18 protein-coding genes and 2 riboswitches are annotated in these 24,009 nt (G+C 70.1%); of the genes, 8 read left to right on the top strand and 10 right to left on the bottom strand.

The window, feature by feature from the left end; translation table 11 throughout:
• Window positions 1-26 precede the first annotated feature (26 nt).
• Window positions 27-266 (top strand): hypothetical protein, encoded by a 240-nt coding sequence (locus tag AB0D32_RS14015; protein WP_357089231.1) that lies wholly within the window; start codon window positions 27-29, stop codon window positions 264-266.
• A gap of 99 nt (window positions 267-365) precedes the next feature.
• Here AB0D32_RS14015 and AB0D32_RS14010 read toward each other — a convergent pair whose 3' ends face one another.
• The 7 genes from AB0D32_RS14010 to AB0D32_RS13980 form a co-directional block, all read right to left on the bottom strand.
• Entirely contained in the window at window positions 366-1,337 is a 972-nt protein-coding gene (locus tag AB0D32_RS14010) for a pyridoxal-phosphate dependent enzyme (RefSeq protein ID WP_357089228.1), read from the bottom strand.
• Between the two features lie 237 nt (window positions 1,338-1,574).
• Window positions 1,575-2,228: a hypothetical protein gene (locus AB0D32_RS14005; protein ID WP_357089225.1), complete on the bottom strand. Its 654-nt coding sequence runs from the start codon at window positions 2,226-2,228 to the stop codon at window positions 1,575-1,577.
• Entirely contained in the window at window positions 2,225-5,695 is a 3,471-nt protein-coding gene (locus tag AB0D32_RS14000; protein ID WP_357089222.1) for a S8 family peptidase, read from the bottom strand. The genes AB0D32_RS14005 and AB0D32_RS14000 overlap by 4 nt, the downstream gene beginning before the upstream one ends.
• Before the next feature lie 294 nt (window positions 5,696-5,989).
• Window positions 5,990-6,133 (bottom strand): hypothetical protein, encoded by a 144-nt coding sequence (locus AB0D32_RS13995; RefSeq protein ID WP_357089219.1) that lies wholly within the window; start codon window positions 6,131-6,133, stop codon window positions 5,990-5,992.
• Between the two features lie 53 nt (window positions 6,134-6,186).
• A complete protein-coding gene (locus AB0D32_RS13990) occupies window positions 6,187-9,108 on the bottom strand; it encodes an AAA family ATPase (protein ID WP_357089216.1) in 2,922 nt (973 codons plus the stop codon).
• 269 nt (window positions 9,109-9,377) lie between these two features.
• Window positions 9,378-9,650, bottom strand: coding sequence for a hypothetical protein (locus AB0D32_RS13985; RefSeq protein WP_357089214.1), 273 nt, complete (start codon window positions 9,648-9,650; stop codon window positions 9,378-9,380).
• A 178-nt stretch (window positions 9,651-9,828) separates the two neighbouring features.
• Window positions 9,829-13,122 carry a DEAD/DEAH box helicase gene (locus tag AB0D32_RS13980; RefSeq protein ID WP_357089211.1) on the bottom strand — a complete coding sequence of 1,098 codons (3,294 nt, stop codon included), beginning with the start codon at window positions 13,120-13,122 and terminating at the stop codon, window positions 9,829-9,831.
• Window positions 13,123-13,550: 428 nt separating this feature from the next.
• On the opposite strand from AB0D32_RS13980, the gene AB0D32_RS13975 reads away from it, so the two are divergent.
• The 7 genes from AB0D32_RS13975 (at window position 13,551) to AB0D32_RS13945 (ending at window position 20,507) form a co-directional block, all read left to right on the top strand.
• Window positions 13,551-14,588, top strand: a complete 1,038-nt coding sequence (locus tag AB0D32_RS13975; protein ID WP_357089208.1) for a helix-turn-helix domain-containing protein — start codon at window positions 13,551-13,553, stop codon at window positions 14,586-14,588.
• A gap of 258 nt (window positions 14,589-14,846) precedes the next feature.
• Complete coding sequence (locus AB0D32_RS13970; RefSeq protein ID WP_357089205.1) at window positions 14,847-15,440, top strand: CHAP domain-containing protein; 594 nt, start codon at window positions 14,847-14,849, stop codon at window positions 15,438-15,440.
• A 535-nt stretch (window positions 15,441-15,975) separates the two neighbouring features.
• A riboswitch (cobalamin riboswitch) is annotated at window positions 15,976-16,149 on the top strand.
• Window positions 16,150-16,179: 30 nt separating this feature from the next.
• A complete protein-coding gene (locus AB0D32_RS13965) occupies window positions 16,180-17,166 on the top strand; it encodes an ABC transporter substrate-binding protein (RefSeq protein ID WP_357089203.1) in 987 nt (328 codons plus the stop codon).
• A gap of 56 nt (window positions 17,167-17,222) precedes the next feature.
• Window positions 17,223-18,227, top strand: coding sequence for an iron chelate uptake ABC transporter family permease subunit (locus AB0D32_RS13960; RefSeq protein WP_357089201.1), 1,005 nt, complete (start codon window positions 17,223-17,225; stop codon window positions 18,225-18,227).
• Entirely contained in the window at window positions 18,227-18,988 is a 762-nt protein-coding gene (locus tag AB0D32_RS13955; protein ID WP_357089199.1) for an ATP-binding cassette domain-containing protein, read from the top strand. Before AB0D32_RS13960 ends, AB0D32_RS13955 begins: the two co-directional genes overlap by 1 nt.
• Window positions 18,985-19,689 carry a (2Fe-2S) ferredoxin domain-containing protein gene (locus AB0D32_RS13950; RefSeq protein WP_357089197.1) on the top strand — a complete coding sequence of 235 codons (705 nt, stop codon included), beginning with the start codon at window positions 18,985-18,987 and terminating at the stop codon, window positions 19,687-19,689. The genes AB0D32_RS13955 and AB0D32_RS13950 overlap by 4 nt, the downstream gene beginning before the upstream one ends.
• 38 nt (window positions 19,690-19,727) lie before the next feature.
• Window positions 19,728-20,507: a cobalt-precorrin-6A reductase gene (locus AB0D32_RS13945; RefSeq protein ID WP_357089195.1), complete on the top strand. Its 780-nt coding sequence runs from the start codon at window positions 19,728-19,730 to the stop codon at window positions 20,505-20,507.
• Here the strand turns inward: AB0D32_RS13945 and AB0D32_RS13940 are convergent.
• Genes AB0D32_RS13940 through AB0D32_RS13930 form a run of 3 tightly spaced genes read right to left on the bottom strand, consistent with a single transcriptional unit; the run spans window position 20,495 to window position 23,837 of the window.
• Window positions 20,495-22,009, bottom strand: coding sequence for a precorrin-2 C(20)-methyltransferase (locus tag AB0D32_RS13940; protein ID WP_357089191.1), 1,515 nt, complete (start codon window positions 22,007-22,009; stop codon window positions 20,495-20,497). The two genes, AB0D32_RS13945 and AB0D32_RS13940, sit on opposite strands and share 13 nt — an antisense overlap.
• Window positions 22,010-22,011: 2 nt before the next feature.
• Window positions 22,012-22,641, bottom strand: coding sequence for a precorrin-8X methylmutase (locus AB0D32_RS13935; RefSeq protein WP_357089188.1), 630 nt, complete (start codon window positions 22,639-22,641; stop codon window positions 22,012-22,014).
• Entirely contained in the window at window positions 22,641-23,837 is a 1,197-nt protein-coding gene (locus tag AB0D32_RS13930; RefSeq protein ID WP_357089184.1) for a precorrin-3B synthase, read from the bottom strand. Before AB0D32_RS13930 ends, AB0D32_RS13935 begins: the two co-directional genes overlap by 1 nt.
• A gap of 67 nt (window positions 23,838-23,904) precedes the next feature.
• Window positions 23,905-23,987, top strand: a riboswitch (cobalamin riboswitch).
• Window positions 23,988-24,009 lie beyond the last annotated feature (22 nt).

Raw genomic sequence — 24,009 nt, 5'->3', positions numbered from 1 at the left:
CAGCCTTGTCAGGATTGTGAGGATGCATGGACCCGCGACGAATCGAACTCAACCGCCGGCACAGCCGGGAAATGGGTCGGCTGTTCGCAGCGTTTCTCGACGCCCATCCAGATATCGAGTTTGAAGTCGACGGAGGCGACATGACAGCGGAGCAGGATGCCGCGTGGCGAACGTACAGCGATGAACTGCTCCGCCGGCATCAGGCCGAGCGGGCCGCCCTCGCGACCGTGCTCGAAGCCGAGCAGCGACAGCGCGCAGCACCGTGACCACTGCGGACTCGTCGACAGCTTGAACGTGTCGGCGCGGTGAGGTTTGAGGGGAGATCCGGAGCCCTGCGGTGGCCGACGGTGCGGCGATCCGCTCGCTCACTGCCTCGGGCCGTAGGTGTTCAGGAACAGCACCGGGCCGTCCAGATCGGCTGCCAGTGCGGCGGCGAACGCCTTGGCGGTGTACACGGGGTCCAACTGCAGCCCGGCGGCCGCGGCGACGTCCGCAGCGGCGGCGGCTTCGGATGTGGGGTGGCCGTAGCCGTTGCCCAGGTAGGCGCGGGTCGAGGCGAGCCGCAGCGGTGGAATGCCGAATGCTGCTCCGCGCTTGCGCAGCACGATCGCGGCCCGGTCAGCGAGCCGGGTCAGATCGCTCGCGGCGAGCGGCAAGGTGTCGTTGACCACCACCCCGAGCACCTGCGACCGCAGTCCGGCCAGCGCGCAGCCCAGTGCCAGACCCGCGGCGGTCCCACCCGAGCCCACGGCGGTGACTATGTGCCAGGGCTCCGGCAGCTCGCCCGCCGCCACTTGCTCCCCGAGTTCCAGTCCCACCTCGACGTAGCCGAGCACACCGATTGACGCGGAGCCGCCGGCGGGCAGGTAGCAAGGCAGCCGCAGTCCGTGCGCGTGTCGCAGGAACAGCCACGGTGCGGCGGCGATTGTCAACAACTTGGTGCGGGTGAAGTGGATGGTCGCGCTGGACGACCGCAACCTGCGCTGCTGCTCGCGCACATGCTCGTCCTCGGGCTGGTCGATGAGGGCGAGGACGGTGTCGATGCCGAGTTCGCGCGCGTACAGCGCCGCCGCCAGGCCCCAGTTCGTCCCGGTCGCGCCGACGGTCAGGACGGTGCGCGCCCCACGCCGTCGCACCTCGGGCAGGAGCCACTCCAGCTTGCGAACCTTGTTACCGCCCCAGCCGCCCGAGCCGTATCCGCTTTCGTCCTTGCACCACAGGTCGTTCCGGATGGTTCCGGTGAGCTCTCGCACCGGAGTCGGGCCGTCCCCGAGCCGGAGGAACGGCAGCTCTCGCTCGAGCGCGGGACAACGCCTGTGCAGCAGCGCCGTGTTCATACCTCTCCCAGCACGCAGCGGATATTGGAAGTGTTGCATGCGCGCCGTCAGCGGCGACCCACCGCACCTCAGCACCACCGGGATGAGCCCGCGCCCCTACCGCTCGCCGTATTGGCGCCAGCTTGCCACAGGGTAGACAGCCGGGTGGCGGATCATCCTGGACGAGGCGGTGACGCATGTCGCTGAGGGAAGAGGTGCCCGCGGCTGAGACCGCGGGCACCTCTTTGTTGGGAAGGGTCAGCTCAGTCGGTACGCCGTCGGCATGGTCTGCTTCACGGTGTTGCCCTGGCTGTCCGAGGCGGTGGTCCGCAGCGACACCGCGCCGGTTGCGTCCTTCTTAGGATTCCGGATCGTGGCGCCGAACGTGTTCGTGCCCTTCGCCGACACCGTCACCGGCTGCCAGGTCTTCCCGCCGTCGAAGCTGGCTTCGACCTGCATATTGGTCACCGTGGGCGGGGTGCTCAGCCGCTCCTGGTAGTACCCGGTGATGGTGATGGGGTGGTCGCTGCCGGCCTTGACCGTGTTGTCCAGCTCCAGACCGAGGTCGTAGCGCAGGAAGATGAGCGGCTCCGGCCGGCATTCGCCCTCGATGCCGAGCACCTCGCCCATGCAGGGCTGGCTTTTTGTGACGTCATCGGCGGTCGGCTTGGCGGATAGGTACTCCCACTGCGTCTTCACGCCGTCGGTCTCCGCCTCGAACGTGTACCGGGCCGACTCTGCCGGCAGGTCGTACGTGACGGCTTCGCCGGTTACCGAGCAGCCCAACCCGAACAGACCCGCCGCGATCAGCGTCGCTAGCACCATGCCCGAGCGGGACCGGCGGGCCGGCTCGGCCACGGACGGCGCTGTCGTCTCGGTCACCTCGATGTCCCTTCTCAAATCGGTGGTCATCGCTGTCCTCTGGAAGTCGTCGTGGACACCGCGCTGGAGCCGGCGCCGATGGTGAAGCCGAACTTGATCACCTTCTGCTCGTACTCGACGCCGGAGGAGTCGTAAAGGCTGACGTCGCAGTTACCGCAGTACGAGATCCCGTACAAGAAGGACAGGATGCCCTGGTCGTCCTTGAAGCCGGCCATGCTCTGCCGCTTACCGCTGCTACTTGTCGCGAGGAAGCTCGGCAGGAAGGTGTTGCCCTGCCGGCAACCCGCACACGGCAGCCCTTCGTCGAGCCCGAAGCCGGATGCCGTGCGGACCGGTGAAATCGCGCCCGGAAGGGTCGGCCCGGTGTTCCAGCGCACCGTGTTGTTCCTGCCCAGCATCAGTTCCTGGGTTTCCTGGCGGTTTTGGTCCGAGCCCACGGAGTCCGCCCAGTTGAGCTGGAAGTAATGGATCGCGTCGGCCTGACGGTTGGTGAAGGTGGTCAGCGTGTCGCGCGTCGCCACGGTCGGCAGCGGCAGCATCTGCGGAGCGGAGCGGAGCTCGACCCACGGGGACCACACCAGGCTCGTGACGTGGCCGGGCCGGTCGGCGTGAAGGCGGTGCTCAATCTTGCTCAGGTCACGCTGCTTCAACCGGTACGTAGGATCCGGGATCCGTCCGGCGGTGTGGAACGCGAGGGTGTAGACCTCCGGCTTGGCCTTGCCGCCGAACTTGATGTCGACGTCGGAGCCCTTTTTCAGCCGCGAGACCAGCCGGTCGGCCTCGCCCGCCGGAACCGAGACGGTCGGCAGCGCGAGGAACGCTTCCGGCGCCGGGCAGCTGTCGGGCCCGTCGGGGCATTCGACGTTAGTGGAGTCGTCCGGCATGCCCATACGGGTCATTCCGGCCGGGCCCGCGACCATGACACCGATCGCACCGGCTGTCGCCGCCGCCGCAACCCGCTCGCGCAGGGCCTGGAACGTGCAGCCGTTGATGGTGCAGATGTCGGTCGGGGTGAGCAGCACCAGTTTGCCGCGGGCGTTTACCTTGGCGAGCTCTCCGGGGGTACCGGTACCGGCGTGGACCACGCCGGCCTTTCCTCGGGTGGCCAGGCGCGGGACAGGGGCCACCAGGCTACGGAACTTTGTCTTCTGTCCTTCCATCCAAGACTGGGTACCGATGGTCAGGCCGGTGTTCGGAGCGTGGTAGCGGGCCTTCAGGTCGACCGGTGCGCCGCCGCCGAGCGCGGTCATGGTGACCACCGGGGTGACGAGCACCGCGAAGGTGTCGTGCTCCAGCGTGCCGGTCCGGACGGGACCGGTCGGCAGCGCCCACGCCGTGACATCGTAAGCACCGTAGGTCGGTGGCGACAGCTGCGCGGACATTTCCCGGTCACCCTTGGCCGACACCCGGCTGTAACGGACGGCCGAGCTGTATCGCTCGGTCGCCGGCAGGCCCTGCACGGTGACCGGCTTGGCCTTGCGCAGGTCCAGGGTGACGGTCGTGTCCTTGGTGAGGTTCACCTCGGGAACCAACGGCGCAGCCTCGTGCCGCCGCCCGGCGGAGTCCTTCCACGTGACGGCGAGGCCTGCGGCGAAGACACCGTTGAACAGCCGCGCGGAGAAACCCGGGCCGGACGGCGTGGTGGGCGTCTTCCCATGCAGATCCGACTTGTCGTCCACGTTGACAAGCAGGGGATTGCTGGAGGCGAAGTCGACGGCGCCGTCGGGCGGGATGACCTTGACGGACAGCGTGTGGCGGATCGGCTCCAGGAAGGTGTTGATGCTTGCGCTGGACCGCAGCTCACCGGCACTGTCGTGCGCGTTGAGCCGACCGTTGAACTTGCCGTACGGTCCGGCCTCACCCAGGACGCTGCCGTCGATCGTGACCGTGACGTCGGCGGACCCCTTCGCGGCGACGGTCAGCTCCGAGGCGCTGAGGGTCAGCAACCCGGCCGGCGCGTTCTGGCCACCGTTCGTCAGCGTGGTGGACAGCTTGAGGGTGATCGGCTGATCGGTGTGGTTGGTGTAGGTGTGCGTCCGGGTCATCGCCGAGTGCGGATACTCGTACCGGCCGAAGCCGAGGCTGCCCGTGCCGATGACGGTCGGGTCGATGGCGCGGACCAGGTCCACGCTGCCGACGCCCTGGGAGTAGATGTCGTGCCCGAGGTCTCTGGCACTGCCCATCAACAGCGCCTTGATCTGCGCCCCGGTGAGGTCCGGGTACTTGCTGGCGACGATCGCGGCAGCCCCGGCCACGTGCGGGGTTGCCATGGAGGTGCCGTTGGCGGAGGTGTAGTGGTCGTCGACCACCCTGCCCATCGCGGTGCCCGACGCGCGGGCGGCCACGATGGCGACCCCCGGCGCGGCGATGTCAGGCTTGGCCTCGCCGTCGCCCACCCGCGGGCCACGGCTGGAGAAGTCCGCCATGCCGTCTTCTTTGTCGATCGCGGCGACGGTAAGCGCCTCGTCCGCCGCGCCCGGCGTCCCTACAGTCCCCGCGGTCGGGCCGGAGTTGCCCGCGGCCACCACGAAGAGCTTTCCGGTGGTACGGCTCAGGTGGTTCAGCGTCTGGCTCATCGGGTCGGTGCCGTCGGTGGGCCCTCCCCCGAGACTCATGCTGATGATCTTCGCCTCGGACTGGGCAGCCCACTCCATCCCGGCGATGACGTCGGCGTCCGTGCAGCCGCCAGCGTCGGTGCAGACCTTGCCCACCAGCAGTTTCGCTGCGGGTGCCACGCCCTTGCGCAGCCCGTTGGAGGCCGCGCCGGTGCCCAGAACGGTCGCCGCCACGTGGGTCCCGTGTCCGTGACCGTCCTTGGCCTCGGAGTTGGTGCCGGTGAAGTCGACCTTGTCGATGAGCCGGTCGGCCACGTCGGGGTGGGTGGCGTCGATGCCGGTGTCCAGCACCGCCACGGTGACGTTGAAGCCGTTGAAACCGCGCGCCCAGGCGATCGGGGCGCCGATCTGGGGTACCGAATCCTCCAGCGTGATCTTGGTCTGCCCGTTGAGCCAGATCTTTCCGACCCCGGCCAGGGGGCCTGCCGCCCGGGCCGACGCGGCGGATCGGGTGTTGCTCTTGGCCCGAACCTCACGCCACCACTGGCCGCCGCCCTTGACGGTCATCGCCTGGCCGTTGATGCTGCGCAGGGTGCGCCCCTTGGCCGCGCCGGCCATCGGGGCGGACTTGGGGGCGGCCGACCGGGCGGCGATGGCCTTGTCGGTGTAGGTGATCAGCGTCGGCACCTGACCAACGGTGCCCCCCGCCGCCACCTTGGCAAGTTCGGCCAGGTCGAACAGGCCCCAGTCCAGCAGGCCGGTGCCGATCAACGACAACGCGTCGCTGGGCACCACATGCACGTTGCCCTTGTAGGTGATGGTGTGGAACGCGACGCCGGCTCCGTCCGCACGGGTCGCCGCCTCGATCCGGCGTACCTCCGGCTTACCCTGCGCGGACAGACCGACGTGGACGACATCACCGGTGATCAGTGTGAGAGGCAAGGTGGCTGGGGAGCCGGCCGCCAACTTCAACACGTCGTCGGGTAGGGACAGCGGCGGTTGCTTACCTGCGGAGGTGGGTGGCGGTGCCGCCACCGCAGGTTGGATGACCAGGGCCGGAGTGACAGTCCCGAGGACTGTTCCAGCCGTGATCAGGGCGACAAGACGTCGCCTGAGATTTCTCACTGGGGGTCTCCTTCTCCTGTGGGAGAGAGCACACGTCACGATCCGCAGGGCATCGCTTGCCTGATCTGGGGGTGGTACGACGCCTCGCGGGTATGTCCCGTGGATCGGTTCCTACAGCGGCTCGTACCCGCCGTCCGACTCCTCGTCGGCCGGGTCGGTGCGGGCCGCCTCCGGCCGTAGGGGGTCGCCGGACACGTGTTCCTCGTCGCTGGGCTCGCTCCCCGGTGACACCGGTTCGATGTGTGCTCTGGACATGTCACAGATTCTGGGCCGGGAACGACTGCCAATCGATTGGGCGATGTAGTGACCTAATTGCCGCGCCGGTGTGCGGACATTTTCTCGTCGCGGCCCGGAATTTCCTCGTCGGTGTTGACGAGGTCCTCCTCCACCGCCTTGACCGCCAACGCGGTGCGCGAGTTGACCCGTAGTTTGCGCATCGCCGACTGCAGATGGCTGACCACGGTCTGCCGGGACACCACCAGCGCGGCCGCGATCTGCTGGTTGGTCTGGCCGTCGATCACCAGCCGAACCACGTCGCGCTCACGCGGGGAGAGTTGGTCGCCGTAACTCGGCCGCCCGGGGCGGCGCACCGGGGCGGGACGGTGCGCGACACCAAGCCGCGAACAGGCGTCCAGGGCCTCTGCGAGCAGGGCACGGCCGGTCTCCTCCCGACCGCAGGCCAGCAGGCAGCCGGCCTGCTGTTCCCGGCTCAGGGCCGCCAGGTACGGCTGTGGCAACCGGTCGAACGCCCGCGCCGCCCGGCCGAACAGAGACGCGGCCTGAACCGGATTGCCCTTCGCCTGGGCCACGAACGCCCGGCACAACACGATCGCCGCGCGTACTCCCGGAACGTTCGCCTCGCCCACGACGTTCTCGAGCGCGGCGATCAGAGCATCCGCGTCGGTGGCCCGGCCGGCGCCGATGAGCGCCTGGGTGCGCACCGGCAGGACCAGGGCGCCCCACATCCAGATCCCTTTGTCGACGGTTATCTCCACCGGCTCTTCGGTCATCAGCAGCGCCGCCTCGAAATCCCCGGCGGAGACCCGCAGCGCGGCCAGACCCACCGTCGACTCGACCAGCAGGTCGGTGGCGTTGCGCCGCTCACCGTCCTGCCGCGCGGCCAGCAGATACTGTTCAGCGGCAGCATCATGACCCAGCGCCGTGTGGAGCCAACCGGCGAGCAGCGCTGCCTCACTTCGCCCCTCGGACGGCACCGCCTCGTCCTCGATGAACTCCTGCAGCCGCTCGGCCAGACCGTCCCAACGGCCGGTCAGCCAGTCAAGCCGCGCCTGTGTCACCGAGGTCATCGCGTGGGCACCGGGTAGCTCGTGCTCAGCCATCGCGTGGATCGCCCGCGCGAGCGAGTCCCGCGCCTCCTCGTAACGTCCCCAGTGCATGGTTGCCTCGGCGACATTCTTACGTATCACCGCGACGATGTTCGCTTCGGACGGATTCGTCGGCCGCTCCGGCAACAGGCGGACGTCGTCCCAGGCGTCGGACTCCTGACCGAGTAGGACCGAGGCGAGGACCCGATCAACGGCCACCACCAGCCGCTGCTCGGGAGTGAGCGCCGCCGGGATCACGGTCTCGCGTAGCCAGCGTAGGTGCTCCGCGGCCGGACGCACGTCGCCCATGGCGACAGCGAGAAAAAGCCGGCTGCGGAGCGCCTGGTAAGAGTCCGCCGGAAGGTCCTCGACGACCTGCGCCATCTGCCGCCGGACCTCGCGGTAGTTCGAGGTGCTCCGGTGCAGCCGAGCCAGTTGGAAGTGCAGGTCCGCGCGCTCCTGCCCGGTCAGACCCTCCCCGAGCAGAGCCGACTCCAACACCCGGATCACGTCGGCCACCTGATGCCACCGGGTCACCCCACTGAGCATGGTGACGAACCGCACCAGCTCCCCCACGGGCAGCACGAAACTGGTCAGCAGGCGATGCAACAGATTGCTGGCGGTAATCTCGTCGCCGGACAGGCGGCACATGGCCACCGCCCGCTCCACATACCGGCAGCAGTCATCACGCTGGTCGGACTCGCGGAAGTGACGCACCAACTGGATGGCGGGCACCGGCGTGACGCTCTCCAACACCCGCCCCGCCAGCAGGTGCCGGTGCCGCCGCTCCGGCGAGGGCACCTTCTCGTAGATCGTGCGGCAGACCAGCCCGTGGTGGTAGGAGACCAGACCACGCGGATCCTCCGTCAACAACCCGGAAGCCAACGCACCGACCAGCCCAGCGGCGAACCGCTCATCCGACAATCCCGCCACCGCCGCCAACGTGCCCTGGCCGGATGGATCGCCGAGCACGGCCGCGGCGTTCAACACGGTACGGGTGTCAGCGTCCAGACGAACAACCCGCTCCAGCACGGCATCACGAATGGCCGGAGGAACATCAATCTTGGCCAACGGCCGACGCATCCACTCACCACGCCGACGCACCAGATCAGCACGGTCGTACATCAACCGCACCGTCTCCTCCAACGCCAACGGCAACCCCGCCGTACCACGCCACAGAGCCGCCGCGAACTCCCCCGACACCGGTTCCTCAGCCAGCATCGAGGAGACAAACGCGGCGGTTTCGTCCGTGCTCAACGGATCCAGCCGCAGCCGCAGCCCGAACGAGGGAAGACGGGAGGAGAGCCGGCGCAACATCCCATCCTCAGGCACCTCCCCGGGCCGGTAGGTCACCACCACGTTCACCGGCGGCTGCGGACGCGACAGGACAAACAGAAGAAACTCGATCGTTGCCTCATCGGCCCAGTGCATGTCGTCGAGCACCAGCACCGTCACATCGAGCCAACCGATCAGCTCGACCAGAGCACGGAACAACCGGTGCCGCGCGGCACTCGGATCAGGTAGGGGATCCGGCGCCGCAGGCAGATCGGCAGCCCACTCGGGAAACAGCGGTCGCAGCGCCCCCGCCAGCCCGCTCAGCCTCGGCCCCGCGAGGGTGTCGGTCGCCTCGCGGATGGCGTCCACCACCGGTCCGAGGGTGTAGGGCTCACGCAGCGGCGGGCAGACACCGACCAGGCTACGGTGCCCCCCGCTGACGGCCGATTCCAAGAACTCGCGCAGCAGCCGGCTCTTACCGACTCCGGCCTCTCCCTCCAACAGCACCACGAACGGCGGCTCCGCCAACGCGCTGCCCAACGCCGCCAGCTCACGCTCCCGCCCCACGAACGCCGGAGCGGACAAGGCCGATACTCTGCCCTCACCGGAGATGGAGCGCCGAATCTGCACGAAGCCCCCTCACCAGTGAACGGCCGACGGGCCGATCTTCGCTGCTGGGAGGCAGCCTGTCCACTGCCAACCGTCCTCGACGATGACCACTCGGACGAGCGAGAGCGTGTGCGTCCGGGCCGGTATCGCGAACCCCCGTCCGCTCCTCAACGCGCTGGTGCAGAGCTTGAGTGGACACTCTTCAACTTTGTGCGAGGGTGTACGGCGGATCGGTCGCCGGGCCGCCGCGGCGATCGCGCCAGCCGGTCAGGACCGGCCGCGCCGCGACCTCACGGGGCGACCAGGAAGGGGGTGATCACGTCGACCGGGGCAGTCGGCGGGGACTCGTCGCCGTTCGCGTTGACCGCGGTCAGCCGGTACTGGTGGCGTTCAGCGCCGCGGGTGCGCAGGGTCACGGCGTTGCCCGGGTACGTGCCGACCACCGTGGCGCCGTCGTACAGGCGGTAGGCCAGGCCGGGCAACGCGGTCCAGGACAGCGGGACGTCGGCGTCGTAGGTGTTGACGACCGTCGGCTGGGCCACACGGAAGCCGAGCGGAGCCACCGGGCGGTCGGTGGGGCCCGGGCCGAGCGAGGCGGGTTACGTCGGCTTTGCCACGTCCGGCCAAGCGGGGATCCGGGTCGAGGGCCAGCAGAAGGGCGACGCAACTCGACGTCGACCCACGGCCACGCAGCACCTCGGTCGGCCGCCGCGACCGGCGTGAAGGCTGCTGCGAGGTGGACTATTGGAGCAGGTCTCGGATGTCGGCGGCGGTGAGCTGCGCGGACGCGAAGTCACCGCCGTCAAGGACGCTGCCAAACAGTTCGGCCTTGCGTGCCTTCAGTGCCATCACCTTCTCCTCGATCGTGTCCTTGGCGACCAGCCGGTAGACCATCACGTTGCGGGTCTGCCCGATGCGGTGCGCGCGGTCCACGGCCTGCGCCTCGGTGGCGGGGTTCCACCAGGGGTCGAGCAGGATGCAGTAGTCGGCCTCGGTCAGGTTCAGCCCGAACCCGCCGGCCTTGAGGCTGATCAGGAACACCGGTGCCGTACCGTTCTTGAACTCGGCGAGCACCGTCGCCCGGTCGCGGGTGGCGCCGTCGAGGTAGCAGCAGCGGATGCCAGCTGCTTCCAACCGCTGTCGGGCGGCGTCCAGGAAGCGGGTGAACTGGCTGAACACCAGAGTCCGGTGGCCTTCGGCGACGAGATCGCTGACCTGCTCGGCCAGCACGTCCAGTTTCGTCGATGGCACGGCGCGGTGTTTCGGGTCGACCAGGGTGACGTCGAGGCTGGCCTGCCGCAGCAGGGTCAGTGACCGGAAGATCTCGAACCGGTGCTGCTGCAGGTCGCCGAGCAGGCCGAGCACCTTCTGCCGCTCCCGCTGCAGGTAGGTCTGGTACACCTTGCGGTGTTTCGGATTCAGGTCCAGCTCGATGACCTGTTCCTGCTTGTCCGGCAGGTCGGCGGCCACGTCGGCTTTGCGGCGGCGCAGCATCAGCGGCCGGATCCGCCGTCGTAGCTGGGCGAGCCGTTCCGCGTCGTGGGCCTTCTCGATGGGATTGCGGTAGTGATCAGTGAACCGGTCCGCGCGGGGGAACAGGCCAGGCGCGGTGATGGACAGCAGCGACCACAGTTCGAGGAGGTTGTTCTCCATGGGCGTGCCGGTGATGGCGAGCTTGAACGGTGCCGGGAGTTGCTTCGCGCAGCGGTATCCCTGCGAGTGGGGGTTCTTGACGAACTGGGCCTCGTCGAGGATCAGCCCGGCCCAGTCGAGGGCCTCGTAGTCGTCGAACTCGAGTCGGAACAGGGTGTAAGAGGTGACCACCAGCTCCGCACCGCGGACCGCGTCAACGAGGGTCGCGCCGCGCCGGGCGCGGGTCTGGGTAATGGTGGCGACCGCGAGGTCCGGTGCGAACCGCTCTGCTTCGCTCGCCCAGTTGTGCACGACGCTGGCAGGGGCGACGACCAGGAACGGCGCCCGTGGACCGCCGAGCTCGCGGACGTGACAGATCAGGGCCAGTGCCTGCAGGGTCTTGCCCAGGCCCATGTCGTCGGCGAGGACCCCGCCAAGTCGGTGCTCGTGCAGGGCGGCCAGCCACCGGAACCCGTCCTGCTGGTACGGCCGTAGCGTGGCCTTCAGCCCCGATGGGATCGCCTGCCCGACGCGGCTGCCCGCGCCGGACAGTGAACGCACCGCATCCTGCCAGGCGGCGGCCTGGCCGGTGACCTCGCCGAGGTCGGCCAACTCCTGCCACAGCCCGGCCTGGAAGCGCCCGACCCGCAGCATCCCGGGCGGCGGGTCGTCCAGTGCGCGGGACTCGGCGATCAGGTCGCGCAGTTGGCGGAACTCGGCACGGTCGAGGCTGAAGTACGTGCCGCTGGGCAGGATGAGGTACTGCTGATCTGCGGCAAGCGCGACGAAGAGTTCGTCGAACGGCACCTGCTCACCGCCGACCGTAACCTGTACCGACAGGTCGTACCAGTCCGGCTGCCCGCTGGTGTCTGCGCCGGCGAACGTGAAGACCGGGGTCTGCAGCGTCTCCTGGTACGCGGGGCCCTCGTCTTCGAACTGCGTGACAACGTCGACGCCGTCAAGGTCGGTCAGCCGGGGCACGATGTCGTTCAGGAACCGGATCATCGTGTCGCCGGCCACGTCGGCGGTGACCGCCAGCCGAGGCCCCGCAGGCGTTGACTCCAGCAGGCCCAGCGCCGGGTCGGCGACCATTTCGGTGACCCGCCGCACCACCTTCTCCCGGTCGGCGGCGTGGGCGACGGGTCCGGTCGCCCACAGCGGCTCCCGATGTTGGCGGTCAACGACCGGCAGCACCCACTCCCATCTCAGCGAGAGCCGATGCCCGGTCATGTGGTTCACCGTCAACGTCAACGCAGCCGCCCCGAGATCGGGAAACCGCACCGACGGATCCACCGCGACCACTTCCGCCTGCCGTAACAGGCTCGGATAGTACTGCTCGAAGAACCGTGCCTCGTCGTCGGCGGGAACCTGGATCGCCGGCTTCGCCAGCATGGCGGCGATGCCCGGCTCCAGCGGCCGCGCGAGCGGTGCGAGCCGCAGCACCCTGTCCTTTGGCCGCGGGGCATCCTGGCCCCGCACGCCCCACCAGGCGACGCCGTGGATCGGCTGGCCCACCAGCAGGGACGAATCCGGGGCGACCGGCATGCCGTCGGCCAGCAAGGTTGGTACGAGTAGCAGGCCGTCACTGGTCCGGTCGACCCGTATTGACACCCGCGCCGGTTCCCGGCACACGACGACGCGCCCGGCGGTCTTGCCGGCCTGCACCATCGGCAACCCGGTCTCCTGAGCCTCGCTGAGCAGGTCCCAGATCCGCCGGCTCGCGAACGCGTCGAGGTAGATCGTCTGCTGGTAGCCGCTGTAGTAGTGCCGGCCTTCGGTCGCCGTGGACAGCGCCAGGATCTCCTTGAGGAGTTGCCCGTGCCGCTGCACCCGCCTCGGCTGCCCGTAACAGGCGTAACTGAGATTCGACCAGTCAATCCCCGAGCGCACCCACCCGCTGCGACCTGGCACCACTGGGCGCAGGGCGATCCGCCGAGACGATTCCGCGCCGGCCTGCCCGGTAGCCGCGACGAGATCGAACTGCAACCCGACGCCGGCCGAGGCCGACTCCGGATCGGCGGAAGGCTCGGGCGCCGTACCGACCAGCGGGGACAGCGCGGTCTCCCACGCCGGTGGCGCCGCCACGGCCCGCGGGCGGGGCACACCTCCGGCCGACAGGACGGCGAGGATAACCGCGGCCGGATGGGCGCAGCCCGGGTCGTCACCGCAGCTACACGATCCCTGCACCGCCGTGATGTCGCCGCTCGGATCGGTGGACGCGACGGCGGTCACCGTGCCGGACAGGTCGCCACGGAGCCGGGCATAGGCGTGCCCGGCCTGCGGATCCCACTGCACGTCGACCAGCTCGCCGCAATTGAGGTGGGCCCGTGCCTGGACGAACAACCGTGTACCCACCGCCACACGCACGGACTCCTCGTCCTCGGTCAGCAGTAGCCGTGCCAAGGTCACCTCCACGACATCTGGCCCGGGCAGCCGCGAGCGTATCCTCCCGCAAGGTGGGCACTGCCCAGCGCCACCCGGGCCGTCCGCCCGCCGGCTCGGGCGCAGCGGACCGCGGCCCGCCGTGGTCGACCGGAGGCTGCCGCCGGTGTTGATGGACGTCGGGCCGATGCTGCACGCCGATGACGTCGTCGCGGGCAAGATGTCCGCCCTGTACACGCGAGCCGAGCCCGAGACTTCCTGGACATCGACGCGGCTCTCACGACCGGCCGCTCAGCCCAACCGCCCGTCCCCTGCTCAACACACGCCGAGGACACTGCCATCGGCGCGTGCACGCCCGGCTGACGACGCTGCCTGGAGCCCGCAACTGCGCCTGCGACGGGACTGTACAAATAGCACCGGAGCCCGACGGCGTACGGAATGGGGATGCGATGTCGAACCTGCTGGCCGCACTGCGGCCTGAGGCAGCTCGAACGCCGGGCGAGTATGTGGCTTTGCTGCGTCGGCTCCGGACGCTGTCGTGCCTGACCTACCGGGAGATCGCCGATCGGGCTGACACTGCGGGCGACGTCCTGCCCGCCAGCACACTGGCCGCCATGCTGGGACGCGCCACCCTGCCTCGAGAACAGGCGGTTGCGGCGCTGATCCGGGCTTGCGGGCTCGGACCAGACGATGTCGCGCGGTGGCTCGATGCTCGTCGTCGACTCGCCATGAGCGAGGTAACGGAGCACGAGCCGTCCATCGTCGATGCCGAGCCCGGCGACGTACCCGAGGAAACCGGGCCGGAACGTTCCCCTACCGACCCGGAGGCTGCCGACGCACCGGGGGACCCGATGCCGGTTGGCACCCCGGTCGCGAGCGCAGGACCGCGACGTGGCTGGCTTCCGCCCGCGGCGCTGGGCTTCGTAGCCGGTGCCGTGACCGCCACCGTGACGATGGCACTGCTGTCCGTCGGCGGTCCACCTGACTCGCCTCAGGCGCCGGACCATGCTTCGGCGAGCGGCGGCGCGTCGGTGTCGCAGGCTGCCATGCCCGCCCCCGGGCCCTACCGGTTGCGGCTGGCGCACACCGGGCTGTGCGTGACCGAACGTCCCGACTCCGATCTCGGTCACCTCTTCCAGACTAACTGCGCGGCAGCGTTGCCCGCCATGACACTCACGGCCGAGGGCGACCGAGTGTTCCGTATCCGCACCAAACACCCGCGGTTCGGACCGGGCTGCATGGGTGTCGACCATGCCAACAAGGACGTCAACGGGATGGTCGCGAACAGCTTCTGCGACACCGGCGGCGGCCAGGACTTCCGTTTCGAACCGGTTATCGTCCCGGCGTTGGGATACCGCATCCGCCCGGTTCACAGTGACATGTGCCTCGGCGTCGTCAACGGCGCCACCGGTGACTGGGCACCGGTCCGCCAACTCGCCTGTGACGCCAACGCCGCTGGTCAGATCTTCCTGCTCGACCCGGCCTGATGCCGCCGCACCCCCTCGCCTGAGTTAACGGCGAGGGCGTCTCGAACGGTTCGGATCTGTTCGGAACACGGGCGGGACCTGCCGTTCGCCCCTGACAGCCGGTACAGGTAATCAGCAGCAGACGCAGTGATCGGCGGCTGCCCGGGGGATGGGCCGCTTCGGCGCAGGAACCGACAGGGACCGGAGGAGAAACAATGCCGCTACGAGCAGAACAACCGGATCCTTGCAAAAACACCGACCACGCCATAAGGTTCGAGAATGACTAGCATCAATATCTCGCGACGCCGGCTATTGCTCGCGACAGCAGCAGGAATGACCGCCCCGCTACTACTGGAAACACCCTCATTCGCCGACGCGAACAACACCCGCCGCCTGATCTCCAACCTCGCCGAAAGTGAAGTCGGATCAGCCGAGAGCGGAAACAACTACTACCCGATCCGCTACAAACTCAACAGCAACATCATACGGCCAGCCGAATGGTGCGGCGTGTTCGTGAACTACTGCTGGGCCCATGGCGGAGCCACCAAGAAGCCCAGCATGAAAGGCTCGGGCACCGCTCAAGGGCACTGGGCCACCTACTGGCAGGACTGGGCGAAGCGAAACGGCCGCTGGACGGGACTGTCGGGCACACCCGCCATCGGCGATGCCGTGGTCTACGGCAACTACGCCGTTTCCGGACACATCGGAATCGTCGTCGGCGTACGGGGTTCCGGCTCCAGCCGCGAAATCATGACCGTCGAAGGCAACGTCGGCAACAAGGTGACCCAATTCGGCTGGCGTAAACCCAGCTCCATGTATGTCACCCGCAACGGCGTCAGGCGTTACGTCTCCGGCTACGCGCGTCCGGTCTAGCTGATCCTGCACCGTTGAGAGGCCGGCGCGGGCCCTGACCAACCGCAGAAACGGCCCTTGGCTGATGATGCCCTCATCCAGAGAGAGCATCGGCAGCCAAGGGCCGCTCTGGTGACCAAATCCACCGGGGAACCGGAACCCGACGAACGCCGGCGCAGGCGGGATCGTCCACCGACCCGCCGCCATCGCAGACGCCGGAGGCGACTCCGCCTCTATCGCCACCTGGATGGCCAAAGTCAACGCCAACGCGACACAGCAACAACGCAAGAACAAGTCCCGACCGCCTGAACGAAGCCGACATCCGACGCCTCGTCGGCAGCTTCGACGAGATCCGCAACACCCTGCGGAACGTCCACAGCGAGGACAAGAGCAACGTCTACCGCGGGCTACGGCTCGCCTCACCCGCTCCATCCGGGAGGACCACCTCCTGGACCGCATCCGACACGACCGCGGACTGCACGTGCGAGCGGGCACGGTGAACCAACGTGGTCTCCGACCATGACCTTAACCACGGTGACGGGACCGCCTGCTTTGGTTAGGGTGGCCTCGCCGTGGTGTTCGGGAAGCCGGTGTGAGACCGGTGCGGCCCTCGCCACTGTGATCGGGATGCTGGAGGCCACCTAAAGGTCACTGGGCGCATGCCTGGGAAGGCCGGCCGCCGGCGCACCACCCGTCAGCCAGGAGACCGGCCACGGCACCTGCACGACCCGTCCACGAGGTGCTGGAAGGTGGTCCCGTCATGCGGTCCCCTGTGTCCTGGCGCGTTGCTGCGCCGCTGTCCGTCCTTCTCGCCCTGGTCGGCGGCTGCGCCGCGACCGGCGACAAGAAGCCGGCCACCACGGCGTCCGCCGCGGCCGGGCCAGTCGCACTCACCAACTGCGGCACACCGGTCACAGTCACGAAGCCCCCGGTGCGGGCGGTGACGATGAACCAGTCCGCCACCGAGATCATGCTGGCGCTCGGTGTGCAGGACCGGATGGCCGGCACCGCCTACCTCGACGACCGGGTGCTGCCCGAGTACGCCGCCGCGTACACGAAGGTGCCGGTACTGGCCAAGGAGTACCCGTCGAAGGAGAAGCTGCTCGACACCGCGCCGGACTTCGTCTATGCCTCCTTCGCGAGTGCGTTCAGCGACGAGGGGGTCGGCGACCGCGCCGAATGGCAGCGGCTGGGCGTGGGCACGTACATCTCCGCCGCCGGCTGCCCGAAGGACACACGACCGGCGAAGCTGACGATGGATGACGTGTTCGCCGAGATCCGTGACATCGCCGCGATCTTCGGCGTTGGAGAGCGGGCCGAGACGCTGATCGCCGACCAGCAGGAGCGCATCGCAAAAGCGTCAGCGGGCGCGAAGGGCACGCGGGTGCTGTGGTGGGACGGCGGCAACGACACGCCGAGTGCCGGCGCCTGCTGCGGCAGCCCAGCCATGATCATGTCTGCGGCCGGGGTCACCAACGTCTTCGCCGACCTGGGCGGCAGTTGGGCCGGCACCAGCTGGGAGACCGTCGTCGAGCGCAACCCGGACGTCATCGTGCTCATCGACGCGAGCTGGGACCCCGCCGCTGCCAAGCAAGCGTTCCTCGAAAAGCATGCGACGCTCAAAGACCTGCCCGCCGTCCGGGACAAGCGGTACGTCGTCCTGGACTTCTCCTCCACCTCCGCAGGCGTGCGGAACGTACTCGCCGTCGAGGCCCTGGCCCGGGGTGTCGGCGGGGTGGGCAACTGACCGCCACTACCACCCGGCTGACGCAGGACCCGGCACGGCCGGTTCGGGCGGTACGCATGGTGGCCGTGGTGGTCGTGCTCGCGGGCGGCCTGTTGCTGTCGGTGGCTGCGGCCGTGACGGTCGGGCCGGCGGACCTGTCGCTAGGCACCGTGTGGTTGGTCATCACCAACCATCTCGGCCTGACGAGCGCCGACGTGCCGTTGCTGCGCGACCACATCGTGTGGGAGCTGCGGCTGCCGAGGGTGCTGGGCGCCGCCGTGGTCGGGGCCGGGCTCGCCGCCTCCGGGGCGGTCATGCAGACCGTCACCCGCAACCCGCTCGCCGACCCGTACCTGTTGGGCGTCTCCTCCGGAGCGTCGCTGGGCGCCGTCGCCGTTCTGGTCCTGGGCCTCGGCGCGGGTGCTGCGGCGCTCACCGGGGGCGCGTTCGCGGGGGCGCTCGCCGCGTTCGCCGTCGTGGTCGCTGCCGCCGGCCGGCGCGCGGTCCTGCAACCGACCCGGGTGGTGCTGGCCGGCGTCGCCGTCGCGCAGCTGTGCGCCGCGCTGACCTCGTTCGTGGTCATCTGGGCGGCCGACCCGCACGCGACCCACAGCATCACCTTCTGGCTGTCCGGCTCGCTCGCCCGCGCCGACTGGGCTGCACTCGGATGGGCGGTGCCGGTGCTCGCGGCAGTGTTCGCCGTGATTCTCTGGCATGCCCGTGCGCTCAACACGTTCGCGTTCGGCGAAGAGGCCGCCGCCGCCCTCGGCATTGACGTCGGGCGTGTCCGATGGCTGCTGCTGGTCACCACCGCGCTGCTGACCGCCGTGCTGGTCGCGACCAGCGGCGCGATCGGCTTCGTCGGCCTGATGCTGCCGCACGCCGCGCGGCGGTTCACCGGCCCCGACCACCGGCGGCTGCTGCCGATCGTCGTCCTCGCCGGAGCGATCTTTCTGATCTGGGTGGACACCGCGGCCAGGACCCTTTTCGAACCCCGCGAGCTGCCGGTGGGCGTGCTGACCGCCCTGCTCGGGGTACCCGCGTTCGTGCTACTGCTGCGCCGACGGAATGGGAACGCCTGATGCTCGACATCCGCGATGTCTCGTGGTCAGTGCCGGCCGCTCGACTCCTCGACCGCGTGACCTGCTCGGCGCCGCGCGGCACCCTGGTCGGCCTGCTCGGCCCGAACGGGTCCGGCAAGACCACCCTGCTGCGGGTCGTCGCCGGCTTGATCGCCCCCGGGTACGGGACCGTGACTGTCGCGGGCGACGACGTGGCCGGGCTGCCGCGTGCCGCCGCAGCGCGGCGGATGGCGCTGCTCGCCCAGTACGCCGAGACCGACCTCGACCTGACCGCGCTCGACGTGGTGCTGCTCGGCCGCACCCCGCACCGCCGCTCCCGCTGGTCGGACAGCGATACCGACCGGGCGGCTGCGGCCGACGCTCTCGAACGCGTCGGCATGACCGGGTACGCCCACCGCAAGTGGCAGACGCTGTCCGGCGGGGAACGCCAACGGGTGCAGCTCGCCCGGGCCCTGGCCCAGGAGCCGCAGCTGCTACTGCTCGACGAACCCACCAACCACCTCGACATTGGTCACCAGCTGCAGTTGCTGCACCTGGTCCGCCGCAGCGGCCTCACCACCCTCGCCGCACTGCACGACCTCAACCTGGCCGCGATGTTCTGCGACCTCGTGGTGGTGCTGCACCACGGCCGGGTCGTCGCCTCCGGACCGCCTGTCGGCGTGCTGACGCCCGCGCTGCTCGCCGATGTGTACGCCGTGGACGCCGACGTCACCGTGCACGACGGACGCCCGGTCATCACCTACCAGGCACCGGCAGCATGAACGTTCTGCTCGTCTCACGCGGGTCCACCCACCACGGCGGCCACGACGCAATCCACCGCCTTGCCGCGGCCGCCACCGAGACCACGGGCGTACCGGTGCGAGCGTGTTTCCTCGACGGCGCCGAGCCGTCCCTGCACGCAGCCCTCGATGCCGTACCGGAGCATTGCGAAGTCCTGCTCGTGGCGACGCACCTACCGCCCGACCGGTACCTCGACACCTGGATTCGCCGCGCGGTCGCTCACTGGCGCAGCACACGGGGCCGGCGGGCACGAATCCTCGTAGCCGCGCCGCTGGCTACGCAGCCGGCGCTGGTCACGGCGGTCGGCGATGCCATCACCGGCGAGCACACCACGCTCGACGGCAACCCCGGACCGTTCCGCAGCCCGGCCTGGTCACAAATCACCCGCCACCGCCGGCACGTGTTGGTCTGCCGCGGGCCGCGCTGCACCGCGTACGGCGCCGACCATGTCGCCGCCACCCTCGGCAATCGCCTGAAGGAGCACGGCCTCGGCGACGACGTCCTGGTCACCGCGACCGGCTGCCTGTTTCCGTGCAACCTCGGCCCGCTCGTCGTCGTGTATCCCGACGACACCTGGTACGAACACGTCGACGCAGGCCTCGCCGTCCGTATCACCGACGAGCACCTGCGCGACAGCATGCCGGTCGACGGCAGGCGCCCACGCGACTCGCCGCCACTGTAAGAACTGCCCTGCCCGCACTGTTCAAAGGCACTGATTGGATGAGCGCCATCACGGGTTCCACACACCAACGACGAGTACTCCTCCTCGGCGGCACCGCCGAGGCGCGGGCCCTCGCCGCCCTGCTCGCCGACCAGCCGGCGATCGCGGTGGTCTCCTCCCTGGCCGGACGGGTCGTCGATCCTCGACTGCCGGTGGGCGAGGTACGCATCGGCGGATTCGGCGGCGCCGCCGGCCTGACACGCTGGCTCAGCGAACACCACATCGACGCGGTGGTCGACGCCACCCACCCGTACGCCGCCCGGATGCGGGCAGCCGCCGTCGAGGCCGCCACCACCGCCGGGGTGGCTCACCTGCGGCTCGAAAGGCCGGGATGGACGGCGCAACAGGGCGACCGCTGGCACCGGGTACCCGACGTGGACTCGGCGGTACGGATGCTGCCGGCTCTCGGACGGCGGGTGCTACTGACCACCGGCCGGCAAAGCCTCGCGGCTTTCCTGCCGCTGAGCGGACTGTGGATCCTCGCCCGGGTCGTCGACGCGCCGGCAGAGCCGGTCCCCGCCCACGTGCAGCTGCTGCGCAGTCGCGGCCCCTACAACGTGGCGGGCGAGCTGGAGCTGATGCGCAGTCACCGGATCGACGTGCTGGTGACCAAGGACAGCGGCGGCCCGCTGACCGAGGCGAAACTCGCTGCGGCACGTTACCTCGGACTGCCGGTGCTGATGATCGACCGTCCCGCACCGCTCGCCTCCTCGATGATGGTTACCACCGTCGAGGAGGCGATGCGCTGGCTGTCCGGGCTGCCGGCTCAGCCGGGATAGGTGCGCGGGGTCCAGACCACCGTGGACCCGTCGCCCCTGGTGCTGACCTGGGTGGTTGACGATCCGACGATGAGCAGACAGCGCATGTCCACCGTCTCCGGATCAAGGTCGGCCAGCGTGGTGACGGTGATCGTCTCACCGGGCCGGCCGACGTCACGGGCGATCACCACGGGCGTCTTCGGATCGCGGTGGCGCAGCAGGACGTCGCGCGCCGTGCCGACCTGCCAGCGGCGACTGGCAGAGGCCGGGTTGTAGAGGGCGAGGACCAGATCGGCCGCTGCGGCCGCCGCGAGCCGGGCCTCGATGACCGGCCACGGTTTGAGCCGGTCCGACAGCGACATCACCGCGAAGTCGTGTCCGAGCGGGGCGCCGATCCGGCTCGCCGCGGCCTGCGCGGCGGTGAGGCCGGGCAGGATCCGCACCGGTACGTCGGCAAAGCGGGCCTGGGCGGTGGCCACCTCGTAGACGGCGCTGGCCATCGCGAAGACTCCGGGATCGCCGGAGGAGACGACCGCCACCCGGGCACCGGCGAGCGCGAGTTCCAGGGCGTGGGCGGCACGGTCGGTCTCCACCTGGTTGCCGGAGGCGTGTCGCTGCTGGCCGGGGCGCACCGGCACCCGGTCGACGTAGGGTCCGTAGCCGACCAGGTGCTCGGCCTCGCGCAGCGCCCGTGCGACCTCCGGGGTCAGCCACCGGGGTCCGGCCGGGCCGACTCCGACGACCACGACCTCCCCCGCTCGCTGCGAGGTCGGGGCCGTTGGCTCGTCCCGGGTGGCGGCGCTGGTCGGACTGGGCAGCAGGGCCAGGGAGAAGTACGGCACCTCGTCGGCCGACACGTCGGCCAGGGGTGCGTGACGTTCCTGCGCCGAGGTGGCCCGTTCCACGTACCAGGTCTCAGGCAGCCGGCCGGCGTCGCTGATGGCGGCTCGGACGTTGTCGAAGGTGCGGCCCAGCTTGAGCACTGCGGCGGCGTCGGTGTCGGCGAGTCGCCGGGCGAGTTCCTCGGCGGGCAGCGTGCCGGGCAGGATGGTCAGCACCTCGTCGCGTTCGACCAGGGGCCGGCCGAGTACGGCGGAGGCGGCGCTGACCGACGTGACGCCCGGCACCACCTGGGCGGGAAACCGGTGGGCGAGGCGTTCGTGCAGGTACATGTAGGAGCCGTAGAACATCGGGTCGCCGGCGCAGAGCACCACGACGTCGCGGCCGGCGGTGAGATGGGCGGCGAGCCGCTCGGCGCTGTCGTCGTAGAACTGGCGGATGACGCCCTCGTAGCCGGCCGGGTCGTCGGTGCCCTCGGTGGTGACCGGGTAGACCAGCGGCTCGTGGATGTGGTGCTCGCGCAGCAGCCCGGCGGCGGTGGTGCGGGCGATGCTGCGGCCGTGCCGGGCCGAGTAGTAGGCGATCACTTCAGCCTCGGCGATCAGCCGGGCGGCCTTGACCGTCAGCAGTTCCGGGTCGCCGGGTCCGACGCCGACGCCATAAAGTGTGCCGGGCTGCGTCATCGTCACTCCACCTCGCTTGCGATGCCGTTCACCGCCGCCGCGGTGACGGCGCTGCCGCCGCGGCGGCCGTTCACGACCAGGTACGGGACCCCCGCCTGATGTGCGGCGAGGGCCTCCTTGGATTCGGCTGCGCCGATGAACCCGACGGGCACCCCGACAATGGCGGCCGGCCGGCCGACGCCTTCGTCGATCATCTCCAGCAGCCGGAACAGCGATGTGGGCGCGTTGCCGATCGCCACCACTGCTCCGTCGAGCCGGTCCCGCCACAACTGCATCGCCGCCGCGCTGCGGGTGGTGCCCAGCTTCCGGGCCAGGTCCGGCACCGCCGGGTCGCGCAGCGTGCAGAGCACCTCGTTGTCGGCGGGCAGCCGGCTGCGGGTGATCCCGGCGGCGACCATCGCCGCGTCGCACAGCACCGGCGCGCCCGCTTTCAACGCCGCGTGGCCCGCAGCGACCACCTCGGGGTGCGCGTCCACGTCGTCGGCCAGGTCGACCATGCCGCAGGCGTGGATCATCCGGACCACCACCCGGGACACGTCGGAGGAGAACCGGGACAGGTCGACCTCGGCGCGGATGGTGGCGAACGAGCGGCGGTAGATCTCCGCGCCGTCGCGGACGTATTCGTAGCTCATCAAGGTCTCCGTGCCTGTGCCACCCGCTCGGACAGCGGGCCGTGATGGTCCCCGCGGGGACTCGCGACACGGTAACCGGCGCCGGTGGCCACGGCGACGGCGGCCGGGCCGGCGGGCCGGCCGCAGCAGCGGTCGCAGCCGGCCCAGTGCAGCGGAAGCGCACCGGCGGCGGGCGGGCCGGCGGCGGTGAGGGTGGCCGTGGCGTCGGCGCGTACGTCGGCCAGGGCCTTGCCGCAGCCTGGCCGGCCGGTGCAGGCGGTCACACCCACCCAGGGTGATGCCGGATCGACGACAAGCCCGACCTCGGCCAGCCGGGGCGTCGTCGCTGTGGGCGGCCCGGACACGACGATCGTGCGCCACGGGGTCACCACCACGGGCGCAGCGGCGAGGGCGGCCACGGTTTCGGCCTGGTCGGCGGTGAGCCGGCCCAGCCGTGCCGCCGCGACGACGAAGCCGTCCGGGCGTGGGCCGACCTGAGGCGGGGCACCGTGCGGCGGGTCGAGCGGGTCGGCGTGCGGGCCGCCGAGCGTGGCGACGATCGCCGCGGGCGCGTGCGGCAGGTCGGCGAGGCGCCACACGTCTGGCCGGCCGCCGCGCTGGTGCAGGAACGCCCGCGCGGCGGCGACCAGTGCCTCGGGGACTTCGGCGGCGGCGGCCCGCAGGCCGAGGTCGCGGCCGGCCAGCAACAGCGCGCCGCTGCCGGCGATCCAGCACAGGTCGGCGCCGAGTGCGGCGACGTCACCGCGGCCGTCGTCGAGGGCGATCAGGAACCGGCCGCTGAGCTCGGTGAGGTCGTCGGCGGCGCAGATTGCCGCGTCGACGGCGGACACCAGGGGCCGCACGTCGAGGTGGCCGCCGGTGTCCAGGCCGCTCAGGGGTGAGGCGACGATGTTGCGGACCCGTTCGTGGGTGGCGCTGGGCAGCAGCCCGGACTCCACCAGGACGGCGGCGACCCGGTCGACGGTGCCCGGGTCGGGGATGCCGCGTAGCTGCACGTTTCCCCGTGAGGTCAGCTCCAGGGTGCCGTCGGCGTGGCATCGGGCGACCGTGGCCAGGCGGCGCAGCTGCGGAACGCTGAGCCGGCCCCCGGGAATGCGTACCCGCACCAGCAACCCGTCGGCAGCCTGATGGGCCCGCAGCAGGCCCGGGCAGCGGTCGCCCTCGAAGCGGCCGGGTGGGGAGGAGACAGCGGGCACCCGCTCATCGTAGAGTCGGGCTCTCGGCGCGGATCCGCGCCGAGATCAGCATCACGCGGTCGGCGTGGAGGAACCCGGTGCGAGTCCGGGGCGGTCCCGCCACTGTCACCGGCTCGGCACATCAGGTGCCGGGTCGGAAGCCAGACACTCCGGTCGACCGCGACCGACGACC

Origin of the sequence: Micromonospora sp. NPDC048170 (assembly GCF_040652795.1) — a bacterium.
GTDB lineage: Bacteria > Actinomycetota > Actinomycetes > Mycobacteriales > Micromonosporaceae > Micromonospora.
The sequence above is the reverse complement of the archived record's forward strand: the minus strand, read 5'-3'. Positions and strand labels throughout refer to the sequence as shown.

Excerpts from the sequence above, each read along its gene's own strand:
- AB0D32_RS14015 (WP_357089231.1), top strand. The coding sequence starts at position 27 with ATGGACCCGCGACGAATCGAACTCAACCGCCGGCACAGCCGGGAAATG.
- AB0D32_RS14010 (WP_357089228.1), bottom strand. The coding sequence starts at position 1,337 with ATGAACACGGCGCTGCTGCACAGGCGTTGTCCCGCGCTCGAGCGAGAG.
- AB0D32_RS14005 (WP_357089225.1), bottom strand. The coding sequence starts at position 2,228 with ATGACCACCGATTTGAGAAGGGACATCGAGGTGACCGAGACGACAGCG.
- AB0D32_RS13995 (WP_357089219.1), bottom strand. The coding sequence starts at position 6,133 with ATGTCCAGAGCACACATCGAACCGGTGTCACCGGGGAGCGAGCCCAGC.
- AB0D32_RS13975 (WP_357089208.1), top strand. The coding sequence starts at position 13,551 with ATGTCGAACCTGCTGGCCGCACTGCGGCCTGAGGCAGCTCGAACGCCG.
- AB0D32_RS13970 (WP_357089205.1), top strand. The coding sequence starts at position 14,847 with ATGACTAGCATCAATATCTCGCGACGCCGGCTATTGCTCGCGACAGCA.
- AB0D32_RS13965 (WP_357089203.1), top strand. The coding sequence starts at position 16,180 with ATGCGGTCCCCTGTGTCCTGGCGCGTTGCTGCGCCGCTGTCCGTCCTT.
- AB0D32_RS13960 (WP_357089201.1), top strand. The coding sequence starts at position 17,223 with ATGGTGGCCGTGGTGGTCGTGCTCGCGGGCGGCCTGTTGCTGTCGGTG.
- AB0D32_RS13955 (WP_357089199.1), top strand. The coding sequence starts at position 18,227 with ATGCTCGACATCCGCGATGTCTCGTGGTCAGTGCCGGCCGCTCGACTC.
- AB0D32_RS13950 (WP_357089197.1), top strand. The coding sequence starts at position 18,985 with ATGAACGTTCTGCTCGTCTCACGCGGGTCCACCCACCACGGCGGCCAC.
- AB0D32_RS13945 (WP_357089195.1), top strand. The coding sequence starts at position 19,728 with ATGAGCGCCATCACGGGTTCCACACACCAACGACGAGTACTCCTCCTC.
- AB0D32_RS13940 (WP_357089191.1), bottom strand. The coding sequence starts at position 22,009 with ATGACGCAGCCCGGCACACTTTATGGCGTCGGCGTCGGACCCGGCGAC.
- AB0D32_RS13935 (WP_357089188.1), bottom strand. The coding sequence starts at position 22,641 with ATGAGCTACGAATACGTCCGCGACGGCGCGGAGATCTACCGCCGCTCG.